The organism is Micromonospora sp. CNZ303 (assembly GCF_004345505.1).
Genome location: NZ_SLVT01000002.1, coordinates 482480 through 508945 on the forward strand (window position 1 = coordinate 482480; position 26466 = coordinate 508945).

The 26466-nt window shown below is 72.9% G+C and carries 26 protein-coding genes and 1 riboswitch; of the genes, 13 read left to right on the forward strand and 13 right to left on the reverse strand.

Translation table 11 applies throughout. The features are described from left to right. Window position 1: 1 nt before the first annotated feature. On the reverse strand, window positions 2-940 hold the full coding sequence (locus EV374_RS05550) for an ABC transporter substrate-binding protein (RefSeq protein WP_132232166.1): 939 nt from the start codon (window positions 938-940) through the stop codon (window positions 2-4). A 111-nt stretch (window positions 941-1051) separates the two neighbouring features. Next, window positions 1052-1130: riboswitch (cobalamin riboswitch) on the reverse strand. Between the two features lie 168 nt (window positions 1131-1298). Next, a complete protein-coding gene (locus EV374_RS05555; RefSeq protein WP_132232168.1) occupies window positions 1299-3182 on the reverse strand; it encodes a M14 family metallopeptidase in 1884 nt (627 codons plus the stop codon). A gap of 212 nt (window positions 3183-3394) precedes the next feature. On the opposite strand from EV374_RS05555, the gene EV374_RS05560 reads away from it, so the two are divergent. The 4 genes from EV374_RS05560 to EV374_RS05575 all read left to right on the forward strand — a co-directional run bounded on the left by EV374_RS05560 (window position 3395) and on the right by EV374_RS05575 (window position 6822). Then, window positions 3395-4750, forward strand: a complete 1356-nt coding sequence (locus EV374_RS05560; RefSeq protein ID WP_132232170.1) for a C39 family peptidase — start codon at window positions 3395-3397, stop codon at window positions 4748-4750. A gap of 143 nt (window positions 4751-4893) precedes the next feature. After that, complete coding sequence (locus EV374_RS05565; protein WP_132232172.1) at window positions 4894-5394, forward strand: SigE family RNA polymerase sigma factor; 501 nt, start codon at window positions 4894-4896, stop codon at window positions 5392-5394. Between the two features lie 182 nt (window positions 5395-5576). Next, the gene (locus EV374_RS05570; protein WP_486485596.1) at window positions 5577-6443 is read left to right on the forward strand and encodes a hypothetical protein; all 867 of its coding nucleotides are present in this window, start codon (window positions 5577-5579) and stop codon (window positions 6441-6443) included. A 124-nt stretch (window positions 6444-6567) separates the two neighbouring features. Further along, window positions 6568-6822, forward strand: a complete 255-nt coding sequence (locus EV374_RS05575) for a hypothetical protein (RefSeq protein WP_132232176.1) — start codon at window positions 6568-6570, stop codon at window positions 6820-6822. 140 nt (window positions 6823-6962) lie between these two features. Here the strand turns inward: EV374_RS05575 and EV374_RS05580 are convergent, their stop codons facing one another. From EV374_RS05580 to mqnE, 3 genes are read right to left on the reverse strand one after another with little or no spacing between them, the layout of a single operon-like run. Further along, window positions 6963-7232 carry a DUF4229 domain-containing protein gene (locus EV374_RS05580; RefSeq protein WP_132232178.1) on the reverse strand — a complete coding sequence of 90 codons (270 nt, stop codon included), beginning with the start codon at window positions 7230-7232 and terminating at the stop codon, window positions 6963-6965. A gap of 42 nt (window positions 7233-7274) precedes the next feature. Next, window positions 7275-7697: a hypothetical protein gene (locus tag EV374_RS05585; protein ID WP_121397114.1), complete on the reverse strand. Its 423-nt coding sequence runs from the start codon at window positions 7695-7697 to the stop codon at window positions 7275-7277. 23 nt (window positions 7698-7720) lie between these two features. Further along, complete coding sequence (gene mqnE, locus EV374_RS05590) at window positions 7721-8890, reverse strand: aminofutalosine synthase MqnE (protein WP_132232180.1); 1170 nt, start codon at window positions 8888-8890, stop codon at window positions 7721-7723. A gap of 241 nt (window positions 8891-9131) precedes the next feature. Between mqnE and EV374_RS05595 the strand changes: the two genes are divergently transcribed. The 4 genes from EV374_RS05595 (at window position 9132) to EV374_RS05610 (ending at window position 15178) form a co-directional block, all read left to right on the forward strand. Next, complete coding sequence (locus EV374_RS05595; protein WP_132232182.1) at window positions 9132-10721, forward strand: NlpC/P60 family protein; 1590 nt, start codon at window positions 9132-9134, stop codon at window positions 10719-10721. Window positions 10722-10874: 153 nt separating this feature from the next. Continuing rightward, window positions 10875-12422, forward strand: a complete 1548-nt coding sequence (locus tag EV374_RS33245) for a hypothetical protein (RefSeq protein WP_486485597.1) — start codon at window positions 10875-10877, stop codon at window positions 12420-12422. Between the two features lie 196 nt (window positions 12423-12618). Continuing rightward, window positions 12619-14448 carry a DEAD/DEAH box helicase gene (locus tag EV374_RS05605; protein WP_207913904.1) on the forward strand — a complete coding sequence of 610 codons (1830 nt, stop codon included), beginning with the start codon at window positions 12619-12621 and terminating at the stop codon, window positions 14446-14448. 109 nt (window positions 14449-14557) lie between these two features. After that, window positions 14558-15178, forward strand: a complete 621-nt coding sequence (locus EV374_RS05610) for a putative glycolipid-binding domain-containing protein (RefSeq protein WP_132232462.1) — start codon at window positions 14558-14560, stop codon at window positions 15176-15178. 63 nt (window positions 15179-15241) lie between these two features. Here EV374_RS05610 and cds1 read toward each other — a convergent pair whose 3' ends face one another. The 3 genes from cds1 to EV374_RS05625 all read right to left on the reverse strand — a co-directional run bounded on the left by cds1 (window position 15242) and on the right by EV374_RS05625 (window position 17818). Next, entirely contained in the window at window positions 15242-16333 is a 1092-nt protein-coding gene (cds1, locus tag EV374_RS05615) for an L-cysteine desulfhydrase Cds1 (protein ID WP_132232184.1), read from the reverse strand. Between the two features lie 22 nt (window positions 16334-16355). Beyond that, window positions 16356-17183 carry an SDR family oxidoreductase gene (locus EV374_RS05620; protein WP_132232186.1) on the reverse strand — a complete coding sequence of 276 codons (828 nt, stop codon included), beginning with the start codon at window positions 17181-17183 and terminating at the stop codon, window positions 16356-16358. Window positions 17184-17359: 176 nt separating this feature from the next. Further along, a complete protein-coding gene (locus EV374_RS05625; RefSeq protein WP_132232188.1) occupies window positions 17360-17818 on the reverse strand; it encodes an Lrp/AsnC family transcriptional regulator in 459 nt (152 codons plus the stop codon). Between the two features lie 268 nt (window positions 17819-18086). Here EV374_RS05625 and EV374_RS05630 point away from each other — a divergent pair, with 268 nt between their 5' ends. Beyond that, a complete protein-coding gene (locus tag EV374_RS05630) occupies window positions 18087-18353 on the forward strand; it encodes a BldC family transcriptional regulator (RefSeq protein ID WP_132232190.1) in 267 nt (88 codons plus the stop codon). 66 nt (window positions 18354-18419) lie between these two features. Here the strand turns inward: EV374_RS05630 and EV374_RS05635 are convergent, their stop codons facing one another. Beyond that, entirely contained in the window at window positions 18420-19049 is a 630-nt protein-coding gene (locus EV374_RS05635; RefSeq protein WP_132232192.1) for a UbiX family flavin prenyltransferase, read from the reverse strand. A gap of 195 nt (window positions 19050-19244) precedes the next feature. Between EV374_RS05635 and EV374_RS05640 the strand changes: the two genes are divergently transcribed. Beyond that, entirely contained in the window at window positions 19245-20249 is a 1005-nt protein-coding gene (locus tag EV374_RS05640; protein ID WP_132232194.1) for a terpene synthase family protein, read from the forward strand. Window positions 20250-20310: 61 nt separating this feature from the next. Here EV374_RS05640 and mqnP read toward each other — a convergent pair whose 3' ends face one another. The 3 genes from mqnP to EV374_RS05655 all read right to left on the reverse strand — a co-directional run bounded on the left by mqnP (window position 20311) and on the right by EV374_RS05655 (window position 23408). Next, window positions 20311-21222, reverse strand: coding sequence for a menaquinone biosynthesis prenyltransferase MqnP (gene mqnP, locus EV374_RS05645; protein WP_132232196.1), 912 nt, complete (start codon window positions 21220-21222; stop codon window positions 20311-20313). Next, a complete protein-coding gene (locus tag EV374_RS05650) occupies window positions 21222-22682 on the reverse strand; it encodes a menaquinone biosynthesis decarboxylase (protein WP_132232198.1) in 1461 nt (486 codons plus the stop codon). Before EV374_RS05650 ends, mqnP begins: the two co-directional genes overlap by 1 nt. Window positions 22683-22835: 153 nt before the next feature. Continuing rightward, entirely contained in the window at window positions 22836-23408 is a 573-nt protein-coding gene (locus tag EV374_RS05655; protein ID WP_132232200.1) for a carboxymuconolactone decarboxylase family protein, read from the reverse strand. A gap of 113 nt (window positions 23409-23521) precedes the next feature. Between EV374_RS05655 and EV374_RS05660 the strand changes: the two genes are divergently transcribed. The 3 genes from EV374_RS05660 (at window position 23522) to EV374_RS05670 (ending at window position 26174) form a co-directional block, all read left to right on the forward strand. Next, on the forward strand, window positions 23522-23998 hold the full coding sequence (locus EV374_RS05660; protein WP_132232202.1) for a MarR family winged helix-turn-helix transcriptional regulator: 477 nt from the start codon (window positions 23522-23524) through the stop codon (window positions 23996-23998). Window positions 23999-24474: 476 nt separating this feature from the next. Further along, a complete protein-coding gene (locus EV374_RS05665; protein ID WP_132232204.1) occupies window positions 24475-24846 on the forward strand; it encodes a hypothetical protein in 372 nt (123 codons plus the stop codon). Next, window positions 24846-26174, forward strand: coding sequence for a hypothetical protein (locus tag EV374_RS05670; RefSeq protein ID WP_132232206.1), 1329 nt, complete (start codon window positions 24846-24848; stop codon window positions 26172-26174). Before EV374_RS05665 ends, EV374_RS05670 begins: the two co-directional genes overlap by 1 nt. A 31-nt stretch (window positions 26175-26205) precedes the next feature. Here EV374_RS05670 and EV374_RS05675 read toward each other — a convergent pair whose 3' ends face one another. Next, window positions 26206-26457: a hypothetical protein gene (locus EV374_RS05675; protein WP_132232208.1), complete on the reverse strand. Its 252-nt coding sequence runs from the start codon at window positions 26455-26457 to the stop codon at window positions 26206-26208. Window positions 26458-26466: the final 9 nt, after the last annotated feature.

Consider the following 26466-nt stretch of genomic DNA (forward strand, 5'->3'; position numbering starts at 1 on the left):
GTCACGCGGGGACCTTGGCGGTGGCGTCGACGATCACGCGGAGCAGGTCCACCACGCGGGGTCCCCAGCGGGAGGCGACGTCGTCGTCGAGGGCGACGATCTGGTTGTTCTTGACGGCCGTGACGCCCGCCCAGCCGGCGCGCGCCTTGACCGTCTCCGCGCTCTGCTTGCAGCACCTGGTGTCGGCGAGGAAGACGAAGTCCGGGTCGGCCTTGACGATGACCTCCTGGGAGAGCTGCGGGTAGCCGCCGCTCTTGCCGTCGGCGTCGGACGCGTCGGCGATGTTCTCCAGGCCCACCATGGTGTAGAGCGAGCCGATGAAGGTCTTGCTGGTGGCGGTGTAGAGCTCCGGGCCCAGCTCGTGGTAGTAGGTGAGCTTCTCGGCGCGCTTCGGCAGGTCGGCGACCAGCTTGGTGATGTCGTCCTTCATGCGCTTCGTCACGTCGGCGGCCTCGTCCGCGTGGCCGGTGAGGGCGCCCAGCTCGGTGATCTGCCGGTAGCTGTCGTCGAGCGTGGTCGCGGCCGGGGTCTGGTAGACCGGGATCTTCAGCGCGGTGAGCTGATCGACGATCTTGTTGCGGTCGTCGGAGAGGACCACCAGGTCGGGGCTCTTGCCGGCGATCGCCTCGGCGTTCGGGGTGAAGCCCGAGAGGTCGCTCTTCGGCGCGTCGGCCGGGAAGTTCGACTGGTCGTCGACGGCGGTGACCTGCTTGCCGGCGCCGATGGCGAAGAGCATCTCGGTGGCCGTCGGACTGAGCGAGACGATCTTCTCGGGCCGCTTCTCCAGCGTCACCGTGCCCACGGTCACGGGGAAGGCGGCGCCGGCCGAGCTGGCGCCGGCGGCGGGGGTGTCGTCGGAGCTCTTCTCGGCGCAGGCGCCGAGGGCGAGCGCGGCCACCGCGAGGGTCGCGGCGAAGAGCCGGGGGGTACGTCTGAGCACGGGTCCTCCTGTCGGTCGAGGAGCGTGGTGCTTCGCCGACAGGGAGCGGTGGCGCCCGTCCGCGAGGCGCCCTTCCTCGAGAGCGCGTGTCGCGACCACGGACGCAGGCGACCTGGCTCGTCCCCGCCACGCCGGAGTGCGGCGGTGGCGGGACATCACAGTTGCGGGACAGCGCCGGTTTCGCACCGGCTTCGCTGCGCGTGGTCGGTAGAACGGTAGCGCACGCCCCGGACGTGCCTCGACGATCCAGGGCGCATCGGCGCTCGTTGATCACCAACGAGCGGTGACACGCCCTGGATCGACGTCCGCGGAGAGGGGTGGTGGGGCCCCGCCGGGGGCGGGACGGGGCCCCACCGGGTCAGGAACTGGTGATGGTGACGTTGTCCACAGCCGCCTCGACCAGGCTCGCGCCCGAGGCGTCCGCCGCCTCGACGAGGATCCGCACCGACTGACCGGCGTACGGGGTGAGGTTGGCGTTGGCCACCGCCCAGGCGCCGTTGCGGTTGGTGGCCGCCCCGGACTGGGTGAACAGGACCGTGGTGCCGCCGTTGTGCACCACGCTCACCCGGAGGTAGTCGGCCGACGAGGCGTTCGAGCCGTGGGCCAGGTACCAGGCGAGGGAGAGCGTCAGCGTGCCGCTCGACGGCAGGGTCACCGCCGGCGACCGGGCGCTGGTCACGCCGCCGTCGAGGTCGTGGTCACCGGCCGCCGTGCCGGCCAGCCGGCCGGTGACGAGGTCGTTGGCGCCGGCGTACGGGGTGAGCTGCTTCGCCCCGCTGGAGTTGGTCGCCTGGGCGGCGCCCCGCTCGAACGCCCCGGCGGTCGCGGTGTCGGTGCCGTTGGGGTTGATGGTCCAGCCGGTGGCCGTCTCGAAGGTGTCCGACCAGACCGTGGTGCCGCCGCCACCGCCGCAGTACTGGTCCTGCTTGCCGATGACCCGGTACGGGCAGTCGGCGTACTCGCTGATCAGCAGGACCGCCTCCCGGTTCCGCGAGGTCTGGGCGGGGATCACCTCGTCGGGCGGGTAGAAGCCGCCACCGCCGGCCGAGCCGGGGTACATCTCGAAGGTGTACGCCCAGATGCCGTGCTGGCCCCACATCCAGTCGATGCTGTCCCCGTCGGTGATGTAGAGGTCGCTGGACTGCTGCGGGGTGTAGCCGTTGGTGTTCGCCATCTGCTGGCCCAGCGTGGCGAAGGTGTTGTACTGGTCCGTCGACATCCCGGGGGCGGTGTTGTTGTACGTGTAGCCGAACGGCCAGAGCACCAGCTCCGAGTACGTGTGGAAGTCGATGTTGGCCTTGATCTGCTGGGTGCCGCCGACGACCCGGCTGTTCACGAAGTTCCGCAGCGCCTGCGTCTCCGGCGCGGAGAACGCCGACGGGCCCCGGTAGGTGTCCGACGAGGTCGAGCCGGACGAGCCACCGCAGCAGCCCCACTGGTAGGACCAGTTCCGGTTCAGGTCGGTCCCGATGTACGACGAGCCGCTGTTCGGCTGCCGGTTCTTGCGCCAGGAGCGGTAGGAGCCGGTGGCGATGTCGTACTCGCTGCCGTCCGGGTTGACCGTCGGCACGATCCAGATCTCCCGGCTGTTCACGATGCTGGTGATCCGGGAGTCGCTGCCGTAGCTGTCGGTGAAGAGGTTGAGCAGGTAGACCGCCATCTCGACGGTCAGGTGCTCGCGGGCGTGCTGCTGCGAGTTGAACAGGATCTCCGGCTCGTTCTCGTCGGTGGCGACGTTGTCGGAGATCTTCACCGCCATCAGGTCCCGGCCCTCGTAGGAGGAGCCGATGCTGATCTTCCGGGCGATCGAGGGGTGGTCCGCGACCACCTTGTTCACCAGGGCGGTCAGCTCGGCGTAGTCGTGGTAGTTGGAGTCGGCGGGCGGGAAGGCGGCCGTGCCGACGTCCCCCTCGGCGTGGCTGTGGCCGTGGTCGTCGGCCGACGGGGCGGGGACCGCCTCCAGCCGGAAGCCGAGCCGGGTGATGGCCGCCGCCTCGGCGGGGGTGGCCGAGACGTTCAGCACGCCGTGCTCGACGAAGTCGATGGCGGCGCCGGTGCCGGCGACGGCGGTGCGGTCGGCGACCGTACGCGGGCCGAGCACCCGGTACGACGTCGCCGCGGAGTCGGCCCGGTCCGGGGCCGGCCGGGCTGTGGCCGGCGCGGCGGCGACCGTAAGCAGGGCGAACCCGGCTGCTACGGCGACCGCCAGGCGACGGCGGAGGGTGGTGTTGCGGAAGGCCATGGACAACCTCCTCGGGGGGCGGGAGGAGATCCCGCTCGGTGGAGGACACTTCACCACCGCTCACATGGTCATATCAACATCCATCGCTGCCCACTTTGCATGTCATCCTGATCCTCACATCGGCAAGGATTTTCCAACTGTCGGCCTCTGGCGAAAGTTCCTTCCGGGCGGGACACTGACCCGCAACGATCGTCCGTCCCTGCGGAGGACCCATGGCCAGAACACGCCTGCGTACGGCCGCCCTCGCGGCCGCCACCGCACTCACCCTTCTCGGCACCGCGGCACCCGCCGTCGCCGCGCCCGTAACGGCACCGTCGACCACCCGCCCGGTGGTCCACGACGAACAGATCACCTTCCAGGACTGGTCCCGCTACCCCGACTGGCGTCGCGGCACCCACGCCGGCACCAGGGCCGTCCCCGGCCTCCGGCCGGGTGTGACGCTGGCCCGGCCGCTCGGCACCACCGACTACACCGACCCGCACACCGGCGTCACCAAGAGCTGGGAGTACGCGACCTGGACCTCCCCGGTCACCCGGATCGGCTTCGACGCCACCGAGCTGATCGCCTCGTGGAACGCGGACACCCCGGCCGGCACCTGGATCCAGGTGGAGATGCAGGGCACGTACAACACCGGCGTCCAGACCAAGTGGTACGTGATGGGGCGGTGGGCCTCCGGCGACGCCGACATCAAGCGCACCAGCGTCAACCGGCAGGGCGACCCCTGGTCGACCATCTGGACCGACACCTTCAGCATCGACGACGCCTCCGTCGGGGTGCTGCTGCGGGAGTACCAGCTGCGGCTCACCCTCTACAAGGCCCCGGGCCAGCGCGCCGCGCCGGTCGTGCACACCGTGGGCGCGATGAGCTCGAACGTCCCCGACCGGTTCACCGTCGAGCCGAGCAGGGGCGGCATCGCCTGGGGCAGGGAACTCAACGTCCCCCGCTACTCGCAGAACGTCCACGCCGGCCACTACCCCGAGTACGACGGCGGCGGCCAGGCCTGGTGCTCCCCCACCTCCACCACGATGGTGATCGAGTACTGGGGCCGCAAGGCGTCCGAGGAGGACACCTCCTGGGTCGACCCGACCTACCCGGACCCGACGGTCAACCACGCCGCCCGGATGGTCTACGACTACCAGTACGACGGCGCGGGCAACTGGCCCTTCAACACCGCGTACGCGGCCAGCTTCCCCGGCCTGGAGGCTCGGGTCACCCGGCTGCACTCGCTGGACGAGGTGGAGCGCTTCATCGCCGCCGGGATCCCGGTGGTGACCAGCCAGTCCTTCCTCGCCAGCGAGCTGGACGGGGCGAACTACGGCACCTCCGGGCACCTGTTCGTCATCGTCGGCTTCACCGCCGAGGGCGACGTGATCGTCAACGACCCGGCCTCGTCGAGCAACGACGTGGTGCGCAACGTCTACAAGCGTGAGCAGTTCGAGCAGATCTGGCTGCGGACCAAGCGGATCAACGCCAGCGGCGGGGTGTCCGGCGGCTCCGGCGGCGTCGTCTACCTGATCAAGCCCACGTTGAAGCCGTGGCCGAAGGTCGCAGGCTCCACCAACTGGTGACCTGACACCGACCCGACCGAGGGGTCCGCGTCGCCCGGCTCAGCCCGGCGACCGGGCCCCTCGGCCGTTCCGGACGAGTCCCGTCCTTCGAGAGGTGCCGGCCGGATGTCTACGGGTCGGCCGGCTTGCGACGTTGATAGGGCGTGACCTTCGAGGAGTACGCCTTCACCCGCACTTCGGCACTGGTGCGGCTCGCCCGGTTGCTGACCGGTGACGAGCATCGGGCCGAGGACCTGGTTCAGGATGTCCTCGCCAGGGCGTACGCCCGCTGGGCGCGCATCTCCCGGACGGATCGACCCGATGCGTACGTCCGTCGGATGCTCGTCAACGCCCACCACTCGTGGTGGCGCCGGCGCAGCAGCCAGGAGATCTCCGTCGCCGACGTGCACGATCGGCCGGGCGCTACGGACGAGGCCACCGGTGTCGCCGAACGCGACGCGCTGTGGCGGCTCGTCCGCACCCTGCCGGCGCGTCAACGCACCGTGATCGTCCTGCGCTACTACGAGGATCTCGACGACACGTCGATCGCCGAGATCATGGACTGTTCCACCGGCACAGTCCGTACCCACGCGATGCGGGCCCTGACGGCACTCCGCAGGCGGCAGGAAGCATCCGCCTCCGTCCGGACTGGAGGAGAGTTCTGATGTCCAGCGACCTCGGTCAGCAGCTCGCCACGACGCTCAGGCAGCACGCGGGCGGCGACATCGACCCCACGCCGATCGTGGAGCACGCCCGGCGTCGCGGCCACCGCCTCCGGCTGCGTCGCCGCTGGCTGGCCACCGGGGGAACGGCAGCAGCGTGCGTCGTCCTGGCCGCTGCTGCGGTCATGGTGGTTCCGTTCAATCGGGCACCCGATGGCGCGATCCTGCCGGCCACGGCACTCGTGCTGCCGGACGCACCGGGCCAGCCCGGTGCCATCGCACGGCCCGAGGTCGTGGGGGCCGATCCCGCAGTGGTGCACTTCACGACCGACAGCCTGGTCAGTGGTGCCTCGTCCGCGACCTGGAGCGCCGGCCGTGGGGTCGAGAGCGTCGAGTTCCGGGGCCCGTCCGGGCAGGCCCGGTTCGCGTTGGCGCGCAGCGTCGCGACCCTCGACGGGCTGCAACAGACGCTGTCGTCGGCGGGACGACCTCAGCCGCCGGCCGATGTGCGAGTCGGCGGCCGCCCGGGGACCGCCTGGTTCGATCCGTCCGGCGACAGGAAACTGTGGTTCGTCCGTTGGCAACCCGTTGACGGTCTCTGGGCTCAGCTCGACATCTACGCGGTCGGCCGCGACGAGGCGACGGAAGCGGCGAGTCGCGTCCGGTTCGACGGCGCCCGCCGCTGCGTGGTGCCGTTCCGCCTGCGGTCGCTGCCGCCGGGTGGGCGGCTGCTCGGCTGCTCGGTCACGCTTCTCCGGTCGGAGCACGGTTCCTTCGAGGAGGCGTCGCTGACGGTGGGGGACGATTCCGGGCGCTGGCTGACGGTTCGGGCGCAACCCGTGCCGGGGCGCGACGCCAGGGAAGCCGACCTCGTCGCAGGGCCCTACCGGGCACGCCGGCAGGGCAGCGACGTGCTGGAGATGTTCGTCGAGCCATGCGTCGTCGAGGCGTTCCTCAAGGGTTGGGGGAACGGCTACACCGAGCCGGAAGGCCTGACGGTGCTGAGCGGGTACCAGCCGGTCCACGACCTCGACGACCCCGACACCTGGTGACACCACCGCGGCGCCGACAGGGCGGATTCCACCGTCGCTCGTCCTGCCGCCGTGCGATCGGAAATCAGGCCGGAATCGATGGCAACAGTGGACTACACTCGCACTCCCATCGAAGGAGGCGAATATGGCGGACTGCTCGAAGTGCGGGCGATCAAAGAACTACGCGGGCGAATGCATGTACTGCTGGGGCCGGGAGGCGGGAGACGACTCAAACGCCGGGAAGACCATTCGCCTCCCGAACTCCGATTCGAGGCGCGACGTAAACACCGGGCAGACCTACCACCCGAAGAGTTCCGGCTGCCTCGTGCTCGCCGTGCTCACACTGTCGCTGTCCGGGCTCATCCCCGGCGTGCTGCTGATGTGGCACCTGGCAGTCTGACGGTCCGGCCGCCGGACGCCCCTGGTCAGGGGTGTTCGCGGGAGGTGGCACCGGGGGCACATCTACCGGGTCCGCCACAGCGGCCGTGACGCGCCCGCCGACGTCGGCCCGGGGCAGGCCGGGACCACATCGCCGACGCGCTAGTTGGAGGGCTTCTCCTGGTCCTGGTCCTCGCCGGCGAGGGCGGAGCGGAGCCGCTCCTTCTCGGCGCGACGACGCTCGGCGGCGGTGGCCATCTCCTCGGCCATCTCGTCCCGCCAGCCCTTCAGCAGGAAGAACGACAGGGCGGCCGAGAAGGCCAGCGCCACCATCAGCTTGATGAAGATGTTCATCTCGACCAGCCAGAGGGCCGCCAGCACGGCGACGAACAGGCCGAGCCGGCCCAGCGTGTACTTGACCGCCGCGCTCACGTTCCGCACTCCGTTCTCCGCGCCGGGGCTCCGGCGGCAGGTTCAGCCCGTCCGGCGGGCCAGCCAGTGGACGCCGTGGAACCAGACCACCGCGTACCCGAGGGTGAAGGTCGCCGCCCCCAGCCCGCCGGAGAGCAGCGGCGGGAGACCGGCGGCGAGGCCGGCCACCACGAGCCCGGCGACCACGCCCACCGCGGCGGCTGCCAGCGCCGACACCACCCGGGCCGCGCCGAACTCCCAGGCGCGGAAGTCGTCCCAGAACAGCCAGGCCGGCAGGATGATCGCCAGCCAGCCGTTCGACCGCCCGAACTCGCCGCTACCGATGAGCGCGAACGCCCAGTCGAACAGCACCACCGCCAGCACGCCGATGACCAGGCCGGCCAGGCTCACCCCGAGCAGGTCGCCCAGGGTGAGGATGCGCCCCTCGGCGTCGCGCCGGGGGAATCCGCTCCGCTGCTCGGTCATGGTCTGGAAGGGTACGTGCCGACTCAGGCCCAGACCTGCTGCGGCTCGGCGCGGCGCTCGGCCAGGGATGCGGGGGCGTCGTACTCGCGGACCACCTCGTAGCGGGTGTTCCGTTCGACGGGGCGGAAGCCGGCGTCCCAGATCAGGTGCAGCAGGTCGTCCCGGTGCATCGTGTTCGGGGTGCCGTACGAGTCGGCGTCGTGGGTGATCTTGTATTCGACGACCGAGCCGTCCAGGTCGTCGACGCCGAAGTTGAGCGAGAGCTGGGCGACCGACAGCCCGTGCATGACCCAGAAGCACTTCACGTGCGGGACGTTGTCGAAGAGCAGCCGGGAGACCGCGAAGGTCTTCAGCGACTCGGCCGGCGAGGCCATCGTCGTCCGGGCCTGGATCCGGTTACGGATCTTGCCGTCCGCCGAGTCGACGAAGTCGTGCTGGTAACGCAGCGGGATGAAGACCGCGAAGCCGCCGGTCTCGTCCTGGAGCTCGCGCAGCCGCAGCACGTGGTCCACCCGGTGCCGGGGCTCCTCGATGTGGCCGTAGAGCATCGTCGCCGGGGTCTTCATGCCCTTGCTGTGCGCCAGGGCGTGGATCCGCGACCAGTCCTCCCAGTGGCAGGCGTGGTCGACGATGTGCTGGCGGACCTCCCAGTCGAAGATCTCCGCGCCGCCGCCGGTCAGCGACTCCAGGCCGGCGTCCATCAGCTCGTCGAGGATCTCGTCGGCGCTCAGCCCGCTGATCTTCTCGAACCACTGCACCTCGGTCGCGGTGAAGCACTTGAGCTTGACGTTCGGCAGCGCCGCCTTCAGCTCGCGCAGCACCTTCGGGTAGTAGCGCCAGGGCAGGGTCGGGTGCAGGCCGTTGACGATGTGCAGCTCGGTGAGCTGCTCGTCCTCCATCTCCTTGGCCTTGCGGACCGCCTCGTCGATGCGCATCGTGTAGGCGTCCTTCTCGCCCGGCTTGCGCTGGAACGAGCAGTACGCGCACGAGGCAGAGCAGACGTTGGTCAGGTTGAGGTGCCGGTTGACGTTGAACATCACCCGGTCGCCGTTGAGCTCGGTGCGCCGGTGGTGCGCCAGCCGGCCGAGCCACGCGAGGTCGTCGCTGTCGTAGAGGGCGATCCCGTCCTCACGGGTCAGCCGCTCGCCGGCGTACACCTTCGCTTCGAGCTCACGCTTGAGTCCGGCGTCCATCGAAAGCCACGTCCCTTCCACCTGCGGTAGGAATCGAGCGTACGTCGGCCCGCCGACGCCGCCGCAGCATGGTCGGCCTCCGTGCGCAGGTTCACCGAACTCTCAGGCTCCCGTTACCTGCCGACGCATCGACATCGTTGCCTGGGTGCGGTAAGACAGGGTGGGACGTTCACCACACACTGGTAGCGTCCCCACGGCCGCGCCCACCCGGCGCGGCGACGCAGGCCGGACGGGGAGCGGAATGGTCGACAGCAGGCACGGGCGACGGCAGCGACGGCGGAGTCCGGTGATCTCGCCGGTGCTGCGCCCGGCGCTCTGGTCCGCCCTGCTCGGCGCCGTCGTCGCCACGGTCCTCGCCAACCCGGTCCAGGCCGACCCGTCGCTGCCCACCAGCGTCCCCGACACCGGGTCCCGGCCGTCCTACAGCGGCCAGCTCCAGCTTCCCGGCGGCACGCCGGTCCCCGGGCTGCCGGGCACGGTCCCGGGGTTGCCGGGCACGGTCCCCGGCGTGCCGGCCGGCAACGTCGGCAACGGCCCGCTCGCCGCCCAGATCTACGCCGCCGAGGCCCAGGTCGGGCAGCTCCGTGACCAGCTGCTCCTGCTCCAGCAGAAGCGCACCGAGGCCGAGACGCAGCGTGCCACCGCCGAGCGCAACCTCGCCCTCGCCCGGGACGCGGTGGCGCGCGCCCAGGAGGCCGCCGACGCCGCCGCCGCGGGCGCCTTCAAGGCCGCCGCCGCCCTCCCGCCGGGCGAGTTCGCCAACGACCTGCACGAACTGAGCCGGCTCTCCCGGATCATCCGGGGCGAGAAGGCCGAGGGCGGCACCACCGCCGCCCAGGGCGAGGTGTCCCGGGCCCGCACCGGCGAGCAGGCCGCCAGCCAGGCGATGGTCTCGGCCGACTCCCTCCTCACGGGCGCCAGGACGGAGTATGCCGCCGGCGAGAAGGCCCTGCGCGCGGCCGAGAAGAAGCTGGACAAGCTGAAGCGGGACAACGCCGCCCAGCTCGTCGAGATCGAACGCCAGCAGGAGGCCGCCGAGCAGCGTCTCGGCGCCGGCTACCTCGGCAACGAGACCGCCAACGGACTGGCCGCCCACCCGACGGCGCTGAAGGCCCTGGCGTACGCCAAGGCGCAGCTCGGCGATCCCTACCTGTGGGCCGCCGAGGGGCCGGACCGGTTCGACTGCTCCGGCCTGATCTACGCCGCCTACCGGTCGGCGGGCTACTACGGGCTGCCCCGGGTCTCCCGGGACCAGTACTACGCCACCCGGTCCCGCACCGTGTCCCGCACCGCGCTGCTCCCCGGTGACCTGCTCTTCTTCGCCTCCGGCACCAGCTGGACGACGATCCACCACATGGGCATGTACGTCGGCGGCGGCAAGATGATCCACGCGCCGACCACCGGCGACGTGGTGAAGATCTCCACCGTGCGCTGGTCGCGCCTCTACGCCGCCACCCGCGTCATCGGGGCGGTGCCCGCACCGGTCAGCACCCCCTCGCCGACGCCGACGCCGAGCAAGCCGCCCGCGACGAAGCCGCCGACCAGCCCGAAGCCGACCCCGTCGCCGACCTCGCCGTCGCCGAGCCCGTCAACAAGCCCGTCGACGACACCGTCGACCTCGCCGTCCGCGACGCCGACCGGCACCCCCTCGCCCACGGCCACGCCCAGCACGTCGACCTCGCCGTCGCCGTCGCCGAGCAGATCGGGCGGCTCGTCGCCGAGCGCCTCGGCCGGCAGTGTGGCGCCGACCACGGCGCAGAGCAGTTCCGGTCCGGCGGCCAGCACCTCGGCCAGCACGTCGGCCACCGCCTCCGCGAGCACCGGCAGCTGACCACGGTCCCCGGGCCGACCGACGGGATCGGCCCGACATCGTCCCCGGAACACGCTCCGGCTGTGCCGTCGGGCCGGAATGTGGCACCGTGACAGACAGGCACGCCCGGTCCGATGTCGCGGATCCGGGCGCGAGCGTGCGCGGAGGGCGAGCATGGCCGAGCAAGAGGTTCCGGCGGAGCCGGTCGACCACGGATCCGCGCCCGACCGGAGCCGTGCCGGGGCACCACGTCCCCTGACGTCCGTCGGCGCACCGACGCCGGCCACAGCCGACGGCGCGGCGGGGCCGTCCGGGTCGTCGACCGAGCCGCCTCCCGACGACGTACGCCGACAGCCCGCCGCGCCGGCCCGGGGCCGGGTGTCCGTGGCCACCGCCGCCGCGCCCGGCGGGAGCGACGCGCTGCCGTCGACCGGCCCGAGCGCCAGCACCACCTACCGGGCCGCCGGGACGGGTGCCCCGGCGGCCACCCCGGTCCCCGGGCAGCGGGGCACGGCGGGGGCGCGGGCCAGCGCCGCCGTACCGGGCATGCAACGGATCTCGGCCGACGAGGCCGGGGCCATCCGTTCCCGGACGGGCGAGGCCCGGATCTACCGGGCGGCGCCGGTCAACCCGGAGCCGCCGGAGCCCGCCCAGCCGCCCGAGCCGGCGCAGCCGCCGACCCCGCCGGTCCCGGAGCCCGAGCCGGCGCCGGCCCCCACTCCGCCGGTGCCGGGTCCGAACCCACCGTCGCCGGCCCCTCCGGTCCCGGCCCCGACGCCGCCGGTCCCCGGTCCCTACCCGCCCGGCCCGGTGCCCCCGGGACCGGGACCCAGGCCGCCGGCACCGGTACCGCCCGTGCCGGGTCCGCCCACGCCGCCACCCGGGCCGCCGGTGCCCGCCCCGCCGCCCCCGCCCGGCCCGACCCCGGCGCCACCGTTCCCGCCGCCGCCCCTCACGGCCGCCGCGAGCGCCGGACCGGTACCGGGCCCCGTCGCGGGCGCGCCGCCGTTCTCCGCGCCCCCGGCGGTCGTGCCTTCGTTCTCCGCGCCGCCGTCATCCGCGCCCCCGGCGGTCGCTCCCCCGTCATCCGCGCCGCCGTTCTCCGCGCCGCCGTTCTCCGCGCCCCCGGCGGTCGTGCCCTCGTTCTCCGCGCCGCCGTTCTCCGCGCCTCCGGCGGTCGCGCCCTCGTTCTCCGCCCCTCCGGCATCCGCGCCGCCGTTCGCCTCGCCGCCGGTGTCCGGGCCGCCGGGCGTGCCCGCTCCCGCGCTGCCGGGCTGGCCGCCGCCCACCAACCCGGGTGACCGCCGGCCCGGTGGTGCCGAGCCGGCCACCGCCCCCCGGGAGGCACGCCGGCTGAGCACTCGCGTCGACGGCGGCTCGGCCACGCGCGTCGGGCAGGCCGAGGGCGCCCCCGCGGGCCGCTACGACGGCGGACCCGACCTGGGCACCATCTACGGCGCGGGTGCCGGAGCCGGCACCGACGGCCCCGGCTTCAGCACCGTCTCGTTCCCGAACAACCCGGTGGAGAACTCCGGCTCGCTGACCGGGCACATCCTGGCCCAGGGCTGGACGGAGACTCCCATCGAGCAACGGTCCAGCACGACCAAGGTGGTGGTCGTCCTGGCCGCCTCGCTGGGCCTGCTCGTGGCGATCAGCGTGCTGGTCGTGCTGCTCGCCAACGACACGGTGGGTGGGCTGGTGGGCGGCGTCCTGAGCAAGTGAGCCGCGTACGACGACGATGGTGAGCCCGCCCACTACCCGTCCGTGGTCGGGTGGCGGGTTCGTCCTGTCGCCGTACACTGGTGGGGATCACTGACCCGGCGCGCCCTGCGCGCCCATGGGCGATCTTGCGGGCGATTCGGCGGCGTTCAGCTGCGGCAGGCCATCGCGAAGATGCGCCCCGCTCGAAAGGCATTTCTTGACGACCTTTGCTGAACCCAGCACGTTCCTGCCCGCCCTCGACTCCGCCGACGCGCAGACCGCCGTCGAGCGGGACGGCACCGTCCAGGACCCGGCCGCCCCGGTGACGCCCGAGGCCACCGACTTCGCCGCGCTGGGGCTGCCCCAGCCGCTCGTCCAGGCGCTCGCCCGGCAGGGCATCACCACCCCGTTCGAGATCCAGCGCGCCACCATGCCCGACGCGCTCGCCGGCCGCGACGTCCTCGGCCGGGGCCAGACCGGATCCGGCAAGACCCTGGCCTTCGGCCTGCCCCTGCTGGCCCTGGTCGCCGACCGCAACCGGGCCCGGCCGTTGCGCCCCCGGGCCCTGGTCCTGGTGCCGACCCGGGAACTCGCGATGCAGGTCAACGACGCGCTGATGCCGCTCGGCAAGGCCGTCGGCGTGTTCCTGAAGACCGCCGTCGGCGGCGTGCCGTACGACCGGCAGATCGACGCGCTGCGGCGCGGGGTGGAGATCATCGTGGCCACCCCGGGCCGGCTGGGCGACCTGATCGCCCGGGGCGTCTGCCACCTGGACGACATCGAGGTCACGGTCCTCGACGAGGCCGACCAGATGGCCGACATGGGCTTCCTGCCCGAGGTCACCGAACTGCTGGCGAAGACGCCGGCCGGCACTCAGCGGCTGCTCTTCTCGGCCACCCTGGACGGCGACGTCGACGCGCTGGTCAAGCGGTTCATGACCGACCCGGTGACGCACTCCACCGCCCCGTCCACCGCCTCGGTGTCCACCATGGACCACCACATGCTGCTGATCCCGCCGCACGACAAGTTCCCGGTCGCCGCGTCCATCGCGGCCCGGGACGGCCGCACGATGGTCTTCGCCCGCACCCAGCTCGGCGTCGACCGGCTGGTCGAGCAGCTGGCCGCCGTCGGCGTACGGGCGGGCGGGCTGCACGGCGGCAAGACCCAGCGGATGCGTACCCGCACGCTGGCCGAGTTCCGTGAGGGACGGGTGAACGTCCTGGTCGCCACGGACGTGGCGGCCCGGGGCATCCACGTCGACGGTGTCTCGCTGGTGCTGCACGTAGACCCGCCGAAGGACCCGAAGGACTACCTGCACCGCGCGGGGCGTACCGCCCGGGCCGGCGAGTCCGGCGCGGTGGCCACGCTGGTGCTGCCGAAGCAGCGGCGGACCACGCTCGCCATGTTGGAGAAGGCCGGCGTGGCACCGGCCGAGACCCGGGTGCGGGTCGGCGACCCGGCGCTCGCCGAGCTGACCGGCGCCCGCGAGCCGAGCGGCGTCCCGGTGCGCATCGAGGCCGAGGAGCCGCGCCGGCACGGCGACCGGCCGGGCGGCCCGCGCCGCTACGGCGACCGCGGCACCCGGGGCGAGCGCCGCTACTCCGACCGGCCCCAGGGTGAGCGCCGCTACGGCGACCGGCCGACCGACGGCCGTGGCTACGGCGACCGCCCGCAGGGCGAGCGCCGCTACTCCGACCGGCCCACCGACAGCCGTGGCTACTCCGACCGCCCGCAGGGCGAGCGCCGCTACTCCGACCGGCCCACCGACAGCCGTGGCTACTCCGACCGCCCGCAGGGCGAGCGCCGCTACTCCGACCGGCCCACCGACAGCCGTGGCTACTCCGACCGGCCCCAGGGTGAGCGCCGCTACGGCGACCGACCGACCGACGGCCGTGGCTACTCCGACCGCCCGGCCGACAGCCGCAGCTACGACGACCGGCCGCAGGGCGAGCGGCGCTTCGGCGACCGGGGCGGCTACCGGCCCGAGGGCCGGGGGCGCGACGACCGGCGGGGCTTCGGCGGGCGTCCGCCGGCGCGTACCCACTGACCGACAGCGTCATCCACGAACGCCGTCGCGGGGCTCAGGCTCCGCGGCGGCGTTCGCGCATTCGCTGCCGGTGTCGGCCGGGTCGCGTAACGTCCGGCTCATGCCGACCATGCCGAAGTCGCTCTTCTGGACCCGGACGGACACCGCTGGCGCGGAGCACGCGCTGTTCGACGACGGCCGTGGGCTGACGGCGCGGGGCACGCTCACGGCTGTCGACCCGATCCCCTACACCTGCCGCTACCAGCTCGCCACCGACCCGGAGTGGGCCACCCTCCGCGTCGAGGTCGAGGCGGAGGGCACCGGGTGGCTGCGGAGCGTACGCCTGGAGCGGGTGACCGACGGGTGGCGGGTGACCACCGCCGAGCAGGGTGACCTGGACGCGGCGCTGCGGGCGGCCGGCCACCCGCCGGTCGGGCTGCCCGGCACCGACGACCCGGACCGGCTGGCCGAGGCGGTCGACGTCGATCTCGGCGGGGCGGCGCTGTTCAACGCGCTACCGGTGCGCCGGCTCGGGCTGCCCCGCGCCGCGGCCGACATCCCGCACCGGATCGACGTCGCCTGGGTGCTGGTGCCCAGCCTGCTGGTGGTGCCCGCCGAGCAGGTCTACACCCCGCTCGGCCCTGGCCGGGTCCGCTTCACCAGCGACACCTTCACCGCCGACATCGACCTCGACGGCGACGGCTACGTGGTGCGCTACCCCGGGCTGGCCGAGCGCGTCGACCCGCGCTGACCGGGCTGCGGACGCATCCCCCGACGCCCCGGGCCGGCCAGGCTGGCTCGGCCACCCCGCGGCTCAGGCCGGCCAGGTGCCCGTGCTGAGGAAGCGCTCGACGGTCGCCAGGTGCGGGGTCGGGTCCAGTCCCTGGGCGGCCAGCCAGTCGTCGGAGTAGTAGGTGTCGGCGTAGCGGTCGCCTGCGTCGCAGATCAGGGTGACCACCGAGCCGGTGCGGCCCTCGGCGAGCAGTTCCGCGATCAGCCCGAAGGCGCCCCACAGGTTGGTGCCGGTCGAGCCGCCCACCCGGCGGCCGAGTACGGCCGAGCCGGCGCGCATGGCGGCCAGCGAGGCGGCGTCGGGCACCTGGACCATCCGGTCCACCACCGACGGCACGAACGACGCCTCGACGGTCGGCCGGCCGATCCCCTCGATGCGGGAGCCCCGCCCGGTGCGCACCGACCAGTCGGCGGCCTGCCAGGCGGGATAGAACGCGGAGTTCTCCGGGTCGACCACGCACAACTTGGTGGGCAGCCGCTGGTAGCGGGCGTAGCGGCCGATGGTGGCGCTGGTGCCGCCCGTGCCGGCGCCCACCACGACCCACGCCGGCACCGGGTGCCGTTCCAGGGCCAGCTGTGCGTAGATCGACTCGGCGATGTTGTTGTTGCCCCGCCAGTCGGTGGCGCGCTCGGCGTAGGTGAACTGGTCCATGAAGTGCCCGCCGGAGTCCTCCGCCAGCCAGCGGGCCTCCACGACCACCTTGGCCGGGTCGTCGACGAGGTGGCAGCGGCCACCCTGGAACTCGATCTGGGCGATCTTCTCCGGCGAGGTGGAGGCGGGCATCACCGCGATGAACGGCACTCCCAGCATCCGCGCGAAGTATGCCTCGGAGACCGCCGTCGAGCCGGAGGACGCCTCCACGATCGTGGTCTCCGGGCCGATCCAGCCGTTGCACAGCCCGTAGAGGAAGAGCGAACGGGCCAGCCGGTGCTTCAGCGAGCCGGTCGGGTGCACCGACTCGTCCTTGAGGTAGAGGTCGATCCCCCACGACCGGGGCAGTGGGAACGGCAGCAGGTGGGTGTCGGCGGAGCGGTTGGCGTCCGCCTCCACGGCGGCGATCGCCTCGGTCACCCAGCGCCGGCTGGCCTCGTCGCACCGGTCGATGTGAGTCACGTTCGAAACTTAGCAAGCCCGCTCACCGCGGACCGGCCCCGATCCGGCGGCGTTGGCGGCGCTGCCCGGCCCGGCCGGCCGCGAGGATCAGCGGGGCGAGGCGCACGGCGACGCCGGGCAGCGCGTCGAGGAGTCGGACCTGCGCGCCCCGCCAGCGGGGGACGCTGACCACCGGGCGGGGCCGCCGGGCCAGCCGCGCGGCCCGCCGGGCCACCCGCTCGGGGGCCAGCAGCGTCCCGGTGAAGGAGGCCGCGGCGCCCGGGTCGTCGAGCCGGTCGTGCAGCATCGGCGTCCAGATCCCGTCCGGGCACAGGCACGACACGTGTACGCCCCGGTGCCCGGCCAGCCGCAGGTCGGCGAGGGTGCCGATGCTGAACGCGACGAGGGCGTGCTTGCTGGCGGCGTAGACGGTCTCGCCGGGCGCGGCCACCAGGCCGGCCAGCGACACGACGTTGACCACGTGCCCGTGCCCCTGTTCCCGCATGACGGCGAGGGCGGCGAGGGTGCCGTTCATCGCGCCGAGGGCGTTGACCTCGACCACCCGGCGGCGGGTCGCCGCGTCGTGCTCCCATGAGGGGCCGGTGACGAGGATCCCCGCGTTGTTCACCCAGAGGCCGAGCCCGCCCCGGCCGGCGGCCTCGGCGGCGACGGCGGCGCAGGCGTCGGAGTCGCGTACGTCCAGCGGGCGCGACCAGCCGCCCAGCGGGGCGGCGGCACGGGCCACCGCCTGGTCGTCGTGGTCGGTGAGGAGCACCGGCCAGCCGTCGGCGTGCAGCGCGGCGGCGATGGCGCGGCCGAGGCCGCCGGCCGCGCCGGTGACCACCGCCGTCCCGGGGGCTGGCTTCGTCATCGGCGCACGCTATCGCCGCCCGGCGACCGCGCGCCAGAGCCGGCCGGCCGCGGCCGTCCGACGGTCGGCGGCCGGGGTGGCGGGACGGCGGCCGTCCGACGTCCGACGGCCGACGGCCGACGGCCGACGGCCAAGGGTGACCGGACGCGGTCGTCGGGGCTGGGCAGGGTGGCGGGTCAGGTGGCGGGGGGCACCGGGGCCTGTGGCCGGTTCTCCCACTTCGTGGAGAGGGCGATGCCGGTCCGGGTGGAGGCGACGCCCGGGGTCCGGTTCAGCCGCACGATGAGCCGCTCCAGCTCGGCGATGGTGCCGACCCTGGCCTTGAGCAGGAACGACTCGACGCCGGCCATGAAGTAGCAGGATTCGATCTCGGGCATCTGCCGGAAGACCTCCAGCACGTCGTCGGTGTCGCCGCCGGAGTCCTCGACGATCCCGATGAGCGCGGTGACGGCGAAGCCGATCGCCTCGGGCTCCACCTCCGCCCGGTAGGCCCGGATCACGCCGCTGGACTCCAGCTTGCCGACCCGCTCGTGCACGGCGGGCGCGGAGAGGCCGACCTGCCGGGCCAGCTCGGCGTAGGACAGGCGGGCGTTGCCGCGGAGCAGCTCCACGAGGCTCAGGTCGATGGCGTCCACGGACTGTGACCCTAGCGGTCCGGGCGTAACGTCGGGCATCCGGCGCGCGTTGAACATGACAGGGTGTAGTCGCCTTCAAACCGACAGTCAAGGGAGCCGCACGCAGGTAATATTTCCTAACTTCCCACTCAGTGCGTTTTTCGCGTTTGGCGGACAGGCCAGGTCGCTGGTGCTGTAATTGCCATACGTCCCTCATGACGGCTCTGGGCTCGCACCGGCCGGGGGCAGTGTGTTCAGCCGGGGGCTTCGTCGACGCGAGGAGGGGGCTGTGGACACTGGAGATCGCCTGCTGACACCGGGTGAAGTTGCCGCGCTGTTTCGGGTTGACCCGAAAACTGTGACGCGATGGGCAGCGGCGGGCCGGATAGGCAGCATCCGGACTCCAGGCGGGCATCGCCGGTTTCGGGAATCCGAGGTGCGGGCCCTGCTTGAGGGGGAGGGCATGTTGGACGAGGCGGAAGACGTCGGCAAGCCGCGTAACGCGGGGCCGGCCACCTCGACCGGGCCGGGCCCGGCCAACGCCGGCATGTACTGAATGGTGCGGATCATCACGCGGGCCGGACGAGAGCTCCGGTCCGCGTCACGGTGAGCCGGGCCCGGGTCACTCCCGCGCCACGCCCAGCTCACCCGACCAGCGACGGAACAGCGTGTGCGGTACGCCGAGGGCGTCCAGCACCTTGCCGGCCACGAAGTCGACGAGCTGCGGGGCGGAGGCCGCCGCCCCGGCGCCGTAGAAGCCGGGACTGGCCGGCAGCACCACCGCTCCGGCGTCGTGCAGCGCGATCAGATGCTCCAGGTGGCTGCGGGTCACCGGCGTCTCCCGGGGCACCACCACCACCGGCCGGCGCTCCTTGAGGTTGACCTCGGCGGCCCGCTGCAACAGGTCCTTGGAGAGCCCGATCGCGATGCCGGCGCAGGCCGCCGTGCTCGCCGGGACCACCGCCATCCCGCGTACCCGGTAGGAGCCGCTGCTCGGGCCGGCGGCCAGGTCGCCGGCGGGCCAGTGCCGCACGTCGGCTCCCGCGAGGTCGCGGCCCAGCCAGGCGGCGAGGTCGTCGGCCCAGTGTGCGTCCCGGAACGGGCGCCCGGTCTCGTCGAGGACGGTCAGCCGGGCTGCCCGGGAGACGATCAGGTCCACCGGCTCGCCGGCGTCGAGCAGCGCCCGCACGACGGCCGCCGCGTACGGCGTGCCGGACGCCCCGGAGACTCCGACCACCCATGGTTCGCGCATGCCCTCCAGCCTGCCTGGTCGTCCCCTCCCGATGCCGGGCACCCCCGTCCGGAGCGTCCGTGATGTCCCGCTCGGGGGCCGGTTGTGCGCCGACGGGCGCGATGTCGGGCCGGGAGCGCGCCCATCCCGCCGGCCTGACATGCTGCCGGTGGCGGTTCCCACGCGAAGCGGGATCGCACCGGGGAGGAATCGGTGATGACCGGCGAGGTCCTCTGGTCGCTACGGTCGGAGTGCCCCATTCCGCCCCGGCTCTCGCCGCACGCCGACCGGGTGCAGGAGTGGCTGGTCGGCGTCCTGCTGCCGGGCCTCGGCCTGGCGACTGACGACGCGGCGCCGCAACGGCTGGCGCACGCTGGCGTCGCCCGGTACGCCGGCCGGCTCTACCCCGCCGCCACCGAGGCCGACCTGCGGGCGTTGACGGCCCTGTTCACCTGGTTCTTCCTGGTCGACGACGCGTGCGACCGGCCGGGCCGGCTCGACGCCGACCAGATCCGGGCGCTGCGCGCCGGCGCGCTCACCCTGCTGCACGCCGGTCCCCGGCTCCGGCACGCCGGCCTGACCGGGCCGCTGAGGCGGCTGCTGGTGCACGCGTGGCGGGAGCCGCGCCGGCGGATGCCGGCCCGCTGGCGGCTGCGCTTCGCCGAGGCCGTCGCGGACCATCTCGACGGCACGTGGCGGGAGGCGGCGAACAAGGCGGCCGGCCGTCGCCCCGGCGTCGCCGAGTACGTCGCGCTGCGGCGCGCCACCTCCGCCGCGTACGTGTCGTATCCGCTGGTGGAGTTCGTCACCGGCCGCCCGCTGCCCGACCCGGTCCACCACCACCCGCTGCTGCGAAAGATCGCCGACACCGGCAACGACCTGCTCTCCTGGTACAACGACCTCGCCTCGCTGGAGCGCGACGAGGCCACCTCCGGCGGGCACAACCTGGTGCTCGCGACGGCGGCCGAGCAGCGGGTGCCGGTGGAGACGGCGGTCGGCCTGACGGCCGAGCGCTGGCGGGCGTCGATGCGGCGCTTCGTCGAGCTGCGCGCCGCGGTGCCGTCGTTCGGCCCGGCGCTGGACCAGGCGGTCGCCGACCACCTCGACGGGGTGGCGAACGCCGTCCGCGCCACCGTCGACTGGACCCTGGAGAGCAGCCGCTACGGCGGTAAGGAAGGGCACCTTGTTAACGCCTCCGGTAGAGGAAGGGGCCCTTCCTAACGGGCTGGCCCGGCCGCAGCCGACGACAGCCGGCGCCCGCAGGGCGAGCAACGGCCCAGGGTCAGGCGCGCAGGCCGAGGCGGACGACCAGGTCGAGCAGGGCGAAGACGAACAGCGCGATGCCGACGAAGCCGTTGGCGGTGAAGAAGGCCCGGTTGACCTTGCTCAGGTCGGTCGGGCTGACCACCAGGTGCTGGTAGCCGAAGGCGACGGCGGTCAGCGCCAGACCCACCCACCAGAGCCAGCCGAAGCCGATCAGCGCCCCGAACCAGACGAACAGCGCGAACGTCACCACGTGCGCGACGGTGGAGGCGTGCAGCGCGAACCGCAGCCCGTAGCGGGCCGGCACGCTGTGCACGCCGATCTGCCGGTCCACCTCGGTGTCCTGGCAGGCGTAGATCAGGTCGAACCCGCCGATCCATAGGCCGACGGCCACGCCGAGCAGCCACGCCGGCCAGGAGCCGTCGAGGGTGCCGGTGACGCCCAGCCAGGCACCGACCGGGCCGACAGCCTGGGCGATCGCCAGGATGGCGTGCGGCCAGTTGGTGAACCGCTTGCCGTACGGGTAGACGACCAGCGGGACCACGGCGAGCGGCGCGAGCACCAGGCAGAGCGGGTTGAGCAGGGCGGCGGCGGCGAGGAAGACCACGAGCGCGACCGCCGCGCCGGTCCAGGCCGTCCGCACGCTGACCGCCCCGGTGACCAGCTCCCGGCCGGCGGTACGGGGGTTCCGCGCGTCGATCCGCCGGTCCAGGATCCGGTTGGCGGCCATCGCGAACGTCCGCGCGCCGACCATCGCCACGGTGATCAGCAGCAGGTCCAGCCACCGGACCCGCCCGCCGTCGACCTGCATGGCGGTGAGCGCCGACAGGTACGCGAACGGCAGCGCGAACACGGAGTGCTCGATCGCCACCAGCTTGAGGAAGGACTTCACCCGGCCCGGTCGCTGCACCGGTTCGACGGCGGTGGCCATCAGATGCCGTACTCCTTCCAGCGCTTGTCGACCAGGGAGACGACCTCGGGGGCCATCCGCATCTCCTCCGGCCAGCCCCGGGTGTAGCCCTCCTCGGGCAGCTTGCGGGTCGCGTCGACGCCCGCCTTGCCGCCCCAGAACTGCTGGTACGACGCGTGGTCCAGGTGGTCCACCGGGCCCTCGGTGAGCAGCAGGTCCCGGGCGTAGTCGACGTTGCCGAAGGCGCGGAAGGCGACCTCGTTGTAGTCGTGCACGTCGCAGTCCTCGTCGACGATCACGATCAGCTTGGTCAGCGACATCATGTGCGCGCCCCAGATCGCGTTCATGACCTTCTGGGCGTGCTTCGGGTAGCGCTTGCGGATCGACACGATCGCGCAGTTGTGGAAGACCCCGGCGGCGGGCAGGTCGTAGTCGACGATGTCCGGGATCAGGAAGCGCAGCAGCGGCGCGAAGATCCGCTCGGTGGCCTTGCCCAGGCCGTGGTCCTCCTGGGGCGGCTGGGACGTGACGATCGTGTGGTAGACCGGGTCGCGCTGCGTGGTCATGCACTCGATGTGCATCACCGGGAAGGGCTCCACCGGGGTGTAGAAGCCGGTGTGGTCGCCGAACGGGCCCTCCGGGAGCCGCTCACCCGGCTCGATGTAGCCCTCCAGGACGATCTGCGCGTGCGCCGGCACCTGCAACGGGACGGTCAGGCAGTCCACCATCTCGACCCGCTCGCCGCGCAGGTACCCGGCGAACAGGTATTCGTCGATGTCGGCGGGGAGCGGCGCGCTGGCCGAGTACGCCACCGCCGGGTCGGTGCCGATGGCGATCGCCACCGGCAGGCGCTGGCCGAGCCGCTCGGCGACCGCGTGGTGCGCCGTGGAGTTCTTGTGGATCTGCCAGTGCATGCCGATGCTGTTCCGGGAGTGCTGCTGCAACCGGTACAGCCCCAGGTTGCGCTTGCCGGTCTCCGGGTGCTTCGTGTGGGTCAGCCCGAAGTTGTGGAAGATCCCGCCGTCACCCGGCCAGACCTGCAACCCCGGCAGCCGGTCCAGGTCGACGTCGTCGCCCCGGTAGACCACCTGCTGGCAGGGGGCGGTCCTGACCTTCTTCGGCGGCATCGACGTGAGCTGCCTGACCTTGCCCAGGCCGTCCATCATCCCGGAGAGGCCCACCGGCAGCTCCGGCTTGAGCATGTTGCCGATCCGCTCGCCGATCTCGTCCAGCGACTCGACGCCGAGCGCCATCGCCATCCGCTTCTCGGTGCCGAAGAGGTTGATCACCACCGGCATCTCGCCCCGGGTGGGCCGCTCGAAGAGCAGCGCCGGGCCGCCCGCGCGGACCGTCCGGGTGACGATCTCGCTGATCTCCAGGGTGGGATCGACCGGGGCGCTCACCCGCCGCAGCTCGCCCGCGCGCTCCAGCGCCGCGAGGAAGTCCTTGAGATCGGTGTACGGGAAGCCACGAGCCGCCATACCTGCCAGTCTCCCGCACCGACCTGGGCGGCGACCACGCCGGGTGGTGTGACACCGGCGATCCACCGGTGCGGAGGCGCCGGAACGGGTCGACGCGCGTCGACCGGCGAGGGCTCCCGGCCAGCCGGATCCCCGTCCTTCCTCGACCGAGGTTCACCGGTGCGCGGTCGGACCGCCGGTCGGCTTCCAGGCGTACGCGGCCAGGGGCGCGTCGAGCGGCGCGCCGGTGAGCCGGTTGGCGAGGGTGGAGATGGTGTACGTGCCGACGCCGAGCACCACGTCCAGGGCGTGCCGGGGCTGGTAGCCGGCCGTCAGGAAGGCGGCGGTCCCGTCCTCGGGGACCGCGCCGCGATGGTCGAGCACGGCGAGGGTGAAGCGCCGCAGCGCCTCCAGCCGGTCGTCGGGCAGCGGCGTGCCGGCGCGCAGCGCGTCGATCAGCTCGGGCGTCGCGCCGTGCCGGGCGAGGGCGGCGGTGTGCATGGCGACGCAGAGGTGGCACTCGTTGCGGGTGGCGACCGTCATGACGACGACCTCCCGCTCGACCGGGTCGAGGTCGCACTTCTCGAAGATGCCGTTGACGGTGAGGAAGCCGGTGAGCAGCTCCGGGGACTCGGCCATCAGGCCGACGGCGGCGGGCAGGTGCCCGAGCCTGCGGCGTACGCCCTCCATGGTCGGCCGGGCGGCGGCGGGTGCGGTGTCGGCGGTGTGCGCGGTGAACGGGGGCACGGCAGACCTCTCTCGGGGGTCGGGGACGGCCGGCGCGGCCCGATCGGCGACGCGCCGCGCGTGACGTAGGATCGTCAACGTGGTTGTCGAAATAGTAAACGAGGTTGTCGAACGTGGCAACGGCTGACCCCGACCGGCCCGGCTTCCTGCTGCCCCTGCTGCTGCTGGCCGGCTTCCGTACGCTCATCGACGACCTGCACGCGGAGCTGGCCCGGCAGGGGCACCCGGAGCTGCGGCCGCTGCACGGCTTCGTCCTCCAGGCCGTCGGCGCCGAGGGCACCACCGCCACCGAGCTGGGCCAGCGGCTCGGCGTCTCCAAGCAGGCGGCCGGCAAGACGGTGGACCGGCTCGTCGCCCTCGGCTACCTGGAGCGCGCCGACGACCCGCGCGACGCCCGACGCAAGCTGGTCCGGGTGACCCCGCACGGCCTGGACGGCCTGCGCCGCTCGGCGGCCGTCTTCGACCAGCTCCGGCAGCGGTGGGCGGCCACCCTCGGCCCCGACCGGGTCGCCGCCCTGGAGGACGACCTGCGCGCGGTCACCCCGGCCAACCCGTTCCGCCTCGACGTGCCCGGCTGGTTCGGCGGCTGACCCCCGCGCGGCGTTCGCGGCCGGGGCGGGGCCACCGGCCCGGTTCCCGGTGCGCTCGGCGGTCTCCCGCCGGGCCGACATCCGGTACCGGCACCCGCCCGGAGCCGGGAGCGGGCAGGCGTCGGGAGAGGCCGGCAGCAGCACGGCCGCCCGTCGTCAAGACCCCCGGTCGCCGTCGCCCGAACGGTCGAAGCCCGAACGGTGCGCGCCGCGCGGCCCCGCGGACCGACCCGGCATACCCGCCGACAGGCGCCTTTCCCGGGACGCCCGAGCCGGTCATAGGCCTTTCGGTCAACTGCTAACACACCGCGCGCGAATGCCGCCAGCACCATCCATGCGGAATTGCCCGCCGTTCAGTCGGGCCCCGCCGGGTCCGCCCGGCGACGTAAATCTTCCGACATTGCCCGCAGACAATTCCAATGGTTCCGTCACCACCATCCGAAACATTTTCCATCGAAGCAAGATGGGGGTGACGGTTGGCGATGGCCACCTTCAATCAGCAGCACCAGCGCGTGGATCAGCAGTTCAACGCCGAAACCATCGATCTGCGGAACAGCACCTTCGAACGTCTGCCCGACAACGCCGGCCAGACGGAGCTCGTCCCTCGGCTGGAGGCCGTCCTGAGGGCGGTGGAACAGGCCACGGCCAGCGGCGCCCTCGACCCGCAGGTCGGCCGCACCGTCGTCGACGACCTGCACGGCGCCCGCCGGAGCCTGACCCGCGACGACGAACGCGAGGCCTCGCGACGGCTGCGGCGGGCCATCGAGGTGTTGCAGGCGGCGGCGCCGCTGGCGGTGATCGGCGGGGCGATGGCGACCATCTGGAACTCGTTGGGCGGGGCTTCCTGATGACCACCTTCGACCAGCACGGCCAGCGCGTCTTCGGCGCCCAGATCAACGCCGACAACGTGCACATCAACAAGTCCGACGGGCCGCAGCAGCTGATGGCCTACGGGCGCCGGGCCGTCGCCGAGCGGCTGTACAAGCGGGCGGCCGAGTACTTCACCGAGGCGATCGCCAAGGGGGCGAAGGGCTCCGACCCGCACTACTACCTGGCTCTCGCGCTCCTCGGCGGCAGACGGCCCAGCCGGATGGGTCGCGAGGCGCAGCAGGTGGTGGTCCGGGTGGAGGAGCACCTGGGCCGGGCACTCCAGATCGACTCCGCCGCGGCGCACGTCCGCGCCCTCTGGGCGGCCGTCAAGCGCGACCACTACGCCGACCGCCACGACCCCGGCCCGTCCGTCGCCGACATCGAGGCCGGAGCCGGCGACATCGACCCGGTGCACGCGGCCGAGATCGCCCCCTTCCTCGGCAACCGCGAGAACCGGCTGTGGCAGGCCACCGTCGCCGTGGCGCAGGCCGGCGTCGAGGAACGCAAGCCGAACGTACGCAAGTACTTCGTCCGCACGCCCGTGCCGCCCGCGACCGGTGGCGCGCAGGCCATGATGGTCGCCGGTGGCATCGGGTTGGTCCTCGCGCTGATCCTCGTGATCGCGTCGTTGTCGGAGTCGGGTTACCTCTGCCTGGCGGTGCTCGTGGGTGTGGGCGGCCTCGTCCTGCTGGTCAAGGGATTCGCCCAGTACAACGCGCTCACGTCGGCGTACGAGCGTGACCTGGCGGCGGCCGAGCCGAAGCCGAGCGACGAGCAGATGGACGTGTGGCTGCACTTCGACAAGTTCGGAGTTCTCGATCACGCCCTCCGGCACCTCGACCGCGAACTGGACGATCTGATCTGCGAGCCGCAACTCGTCATCGGTCCCGCCTCGCCCACCGAACAGGCGGTGGGAAAGGACGGCATCCGTCGGTTCTCGCGGTACAAGTTCGTCATCCTGCTCCTCGGACAGACCCGCATCTCGGTCTTCTCCTGCGAGTGGGACTTCGTCAAGTGCATCGTGTCGAACGCCGACGCCTTCGACTTCCGCTACAAGGACATCACCGGCCTGCGGATGCGGCAGTTGCACGAGGCGACGCACGGCAGCCGACTGGTGATGACCGGCGACGACGGCAAGGAGATGGAGGTACGGTTCGCCAAGATCTTCGAGATGATCATCGCGGGTACGGACCGGATCGCGGTGACCATCGACGTCCAGGCGCAGAACGCCGGCGCAGGGTTGCAGCCCACGGGGGCCACCGCCACCGAACGGCTCGTCCGGCGGCAGTTGGACGACGCGGCCTGACCGCCCCGCCGCGCCCCTTCGGTGTCGAAGCCTAGGCGCCGGAGTAGAGCCGGTCAGGATCGACCAGGACCACATCGGGTCGGTGGCCGGCGAGTTGCCGCAGTTCGGCGGTGAACCCCTCGGCGCTGGCCAGCAGCAGCCGCGCGCCGCGCGCGTCGAGCCCGGGGCGGGCGACGAGCAGCTCGCGCACCCGCTCCAGTCGATCCAGGTGGGGCCGGCCCAGCAGCCGGCCCCACCTGACTTCGCCGCGCAGTGGCGCGGAGCCGGCCAGCAGCCCACCCATGAACGAGCC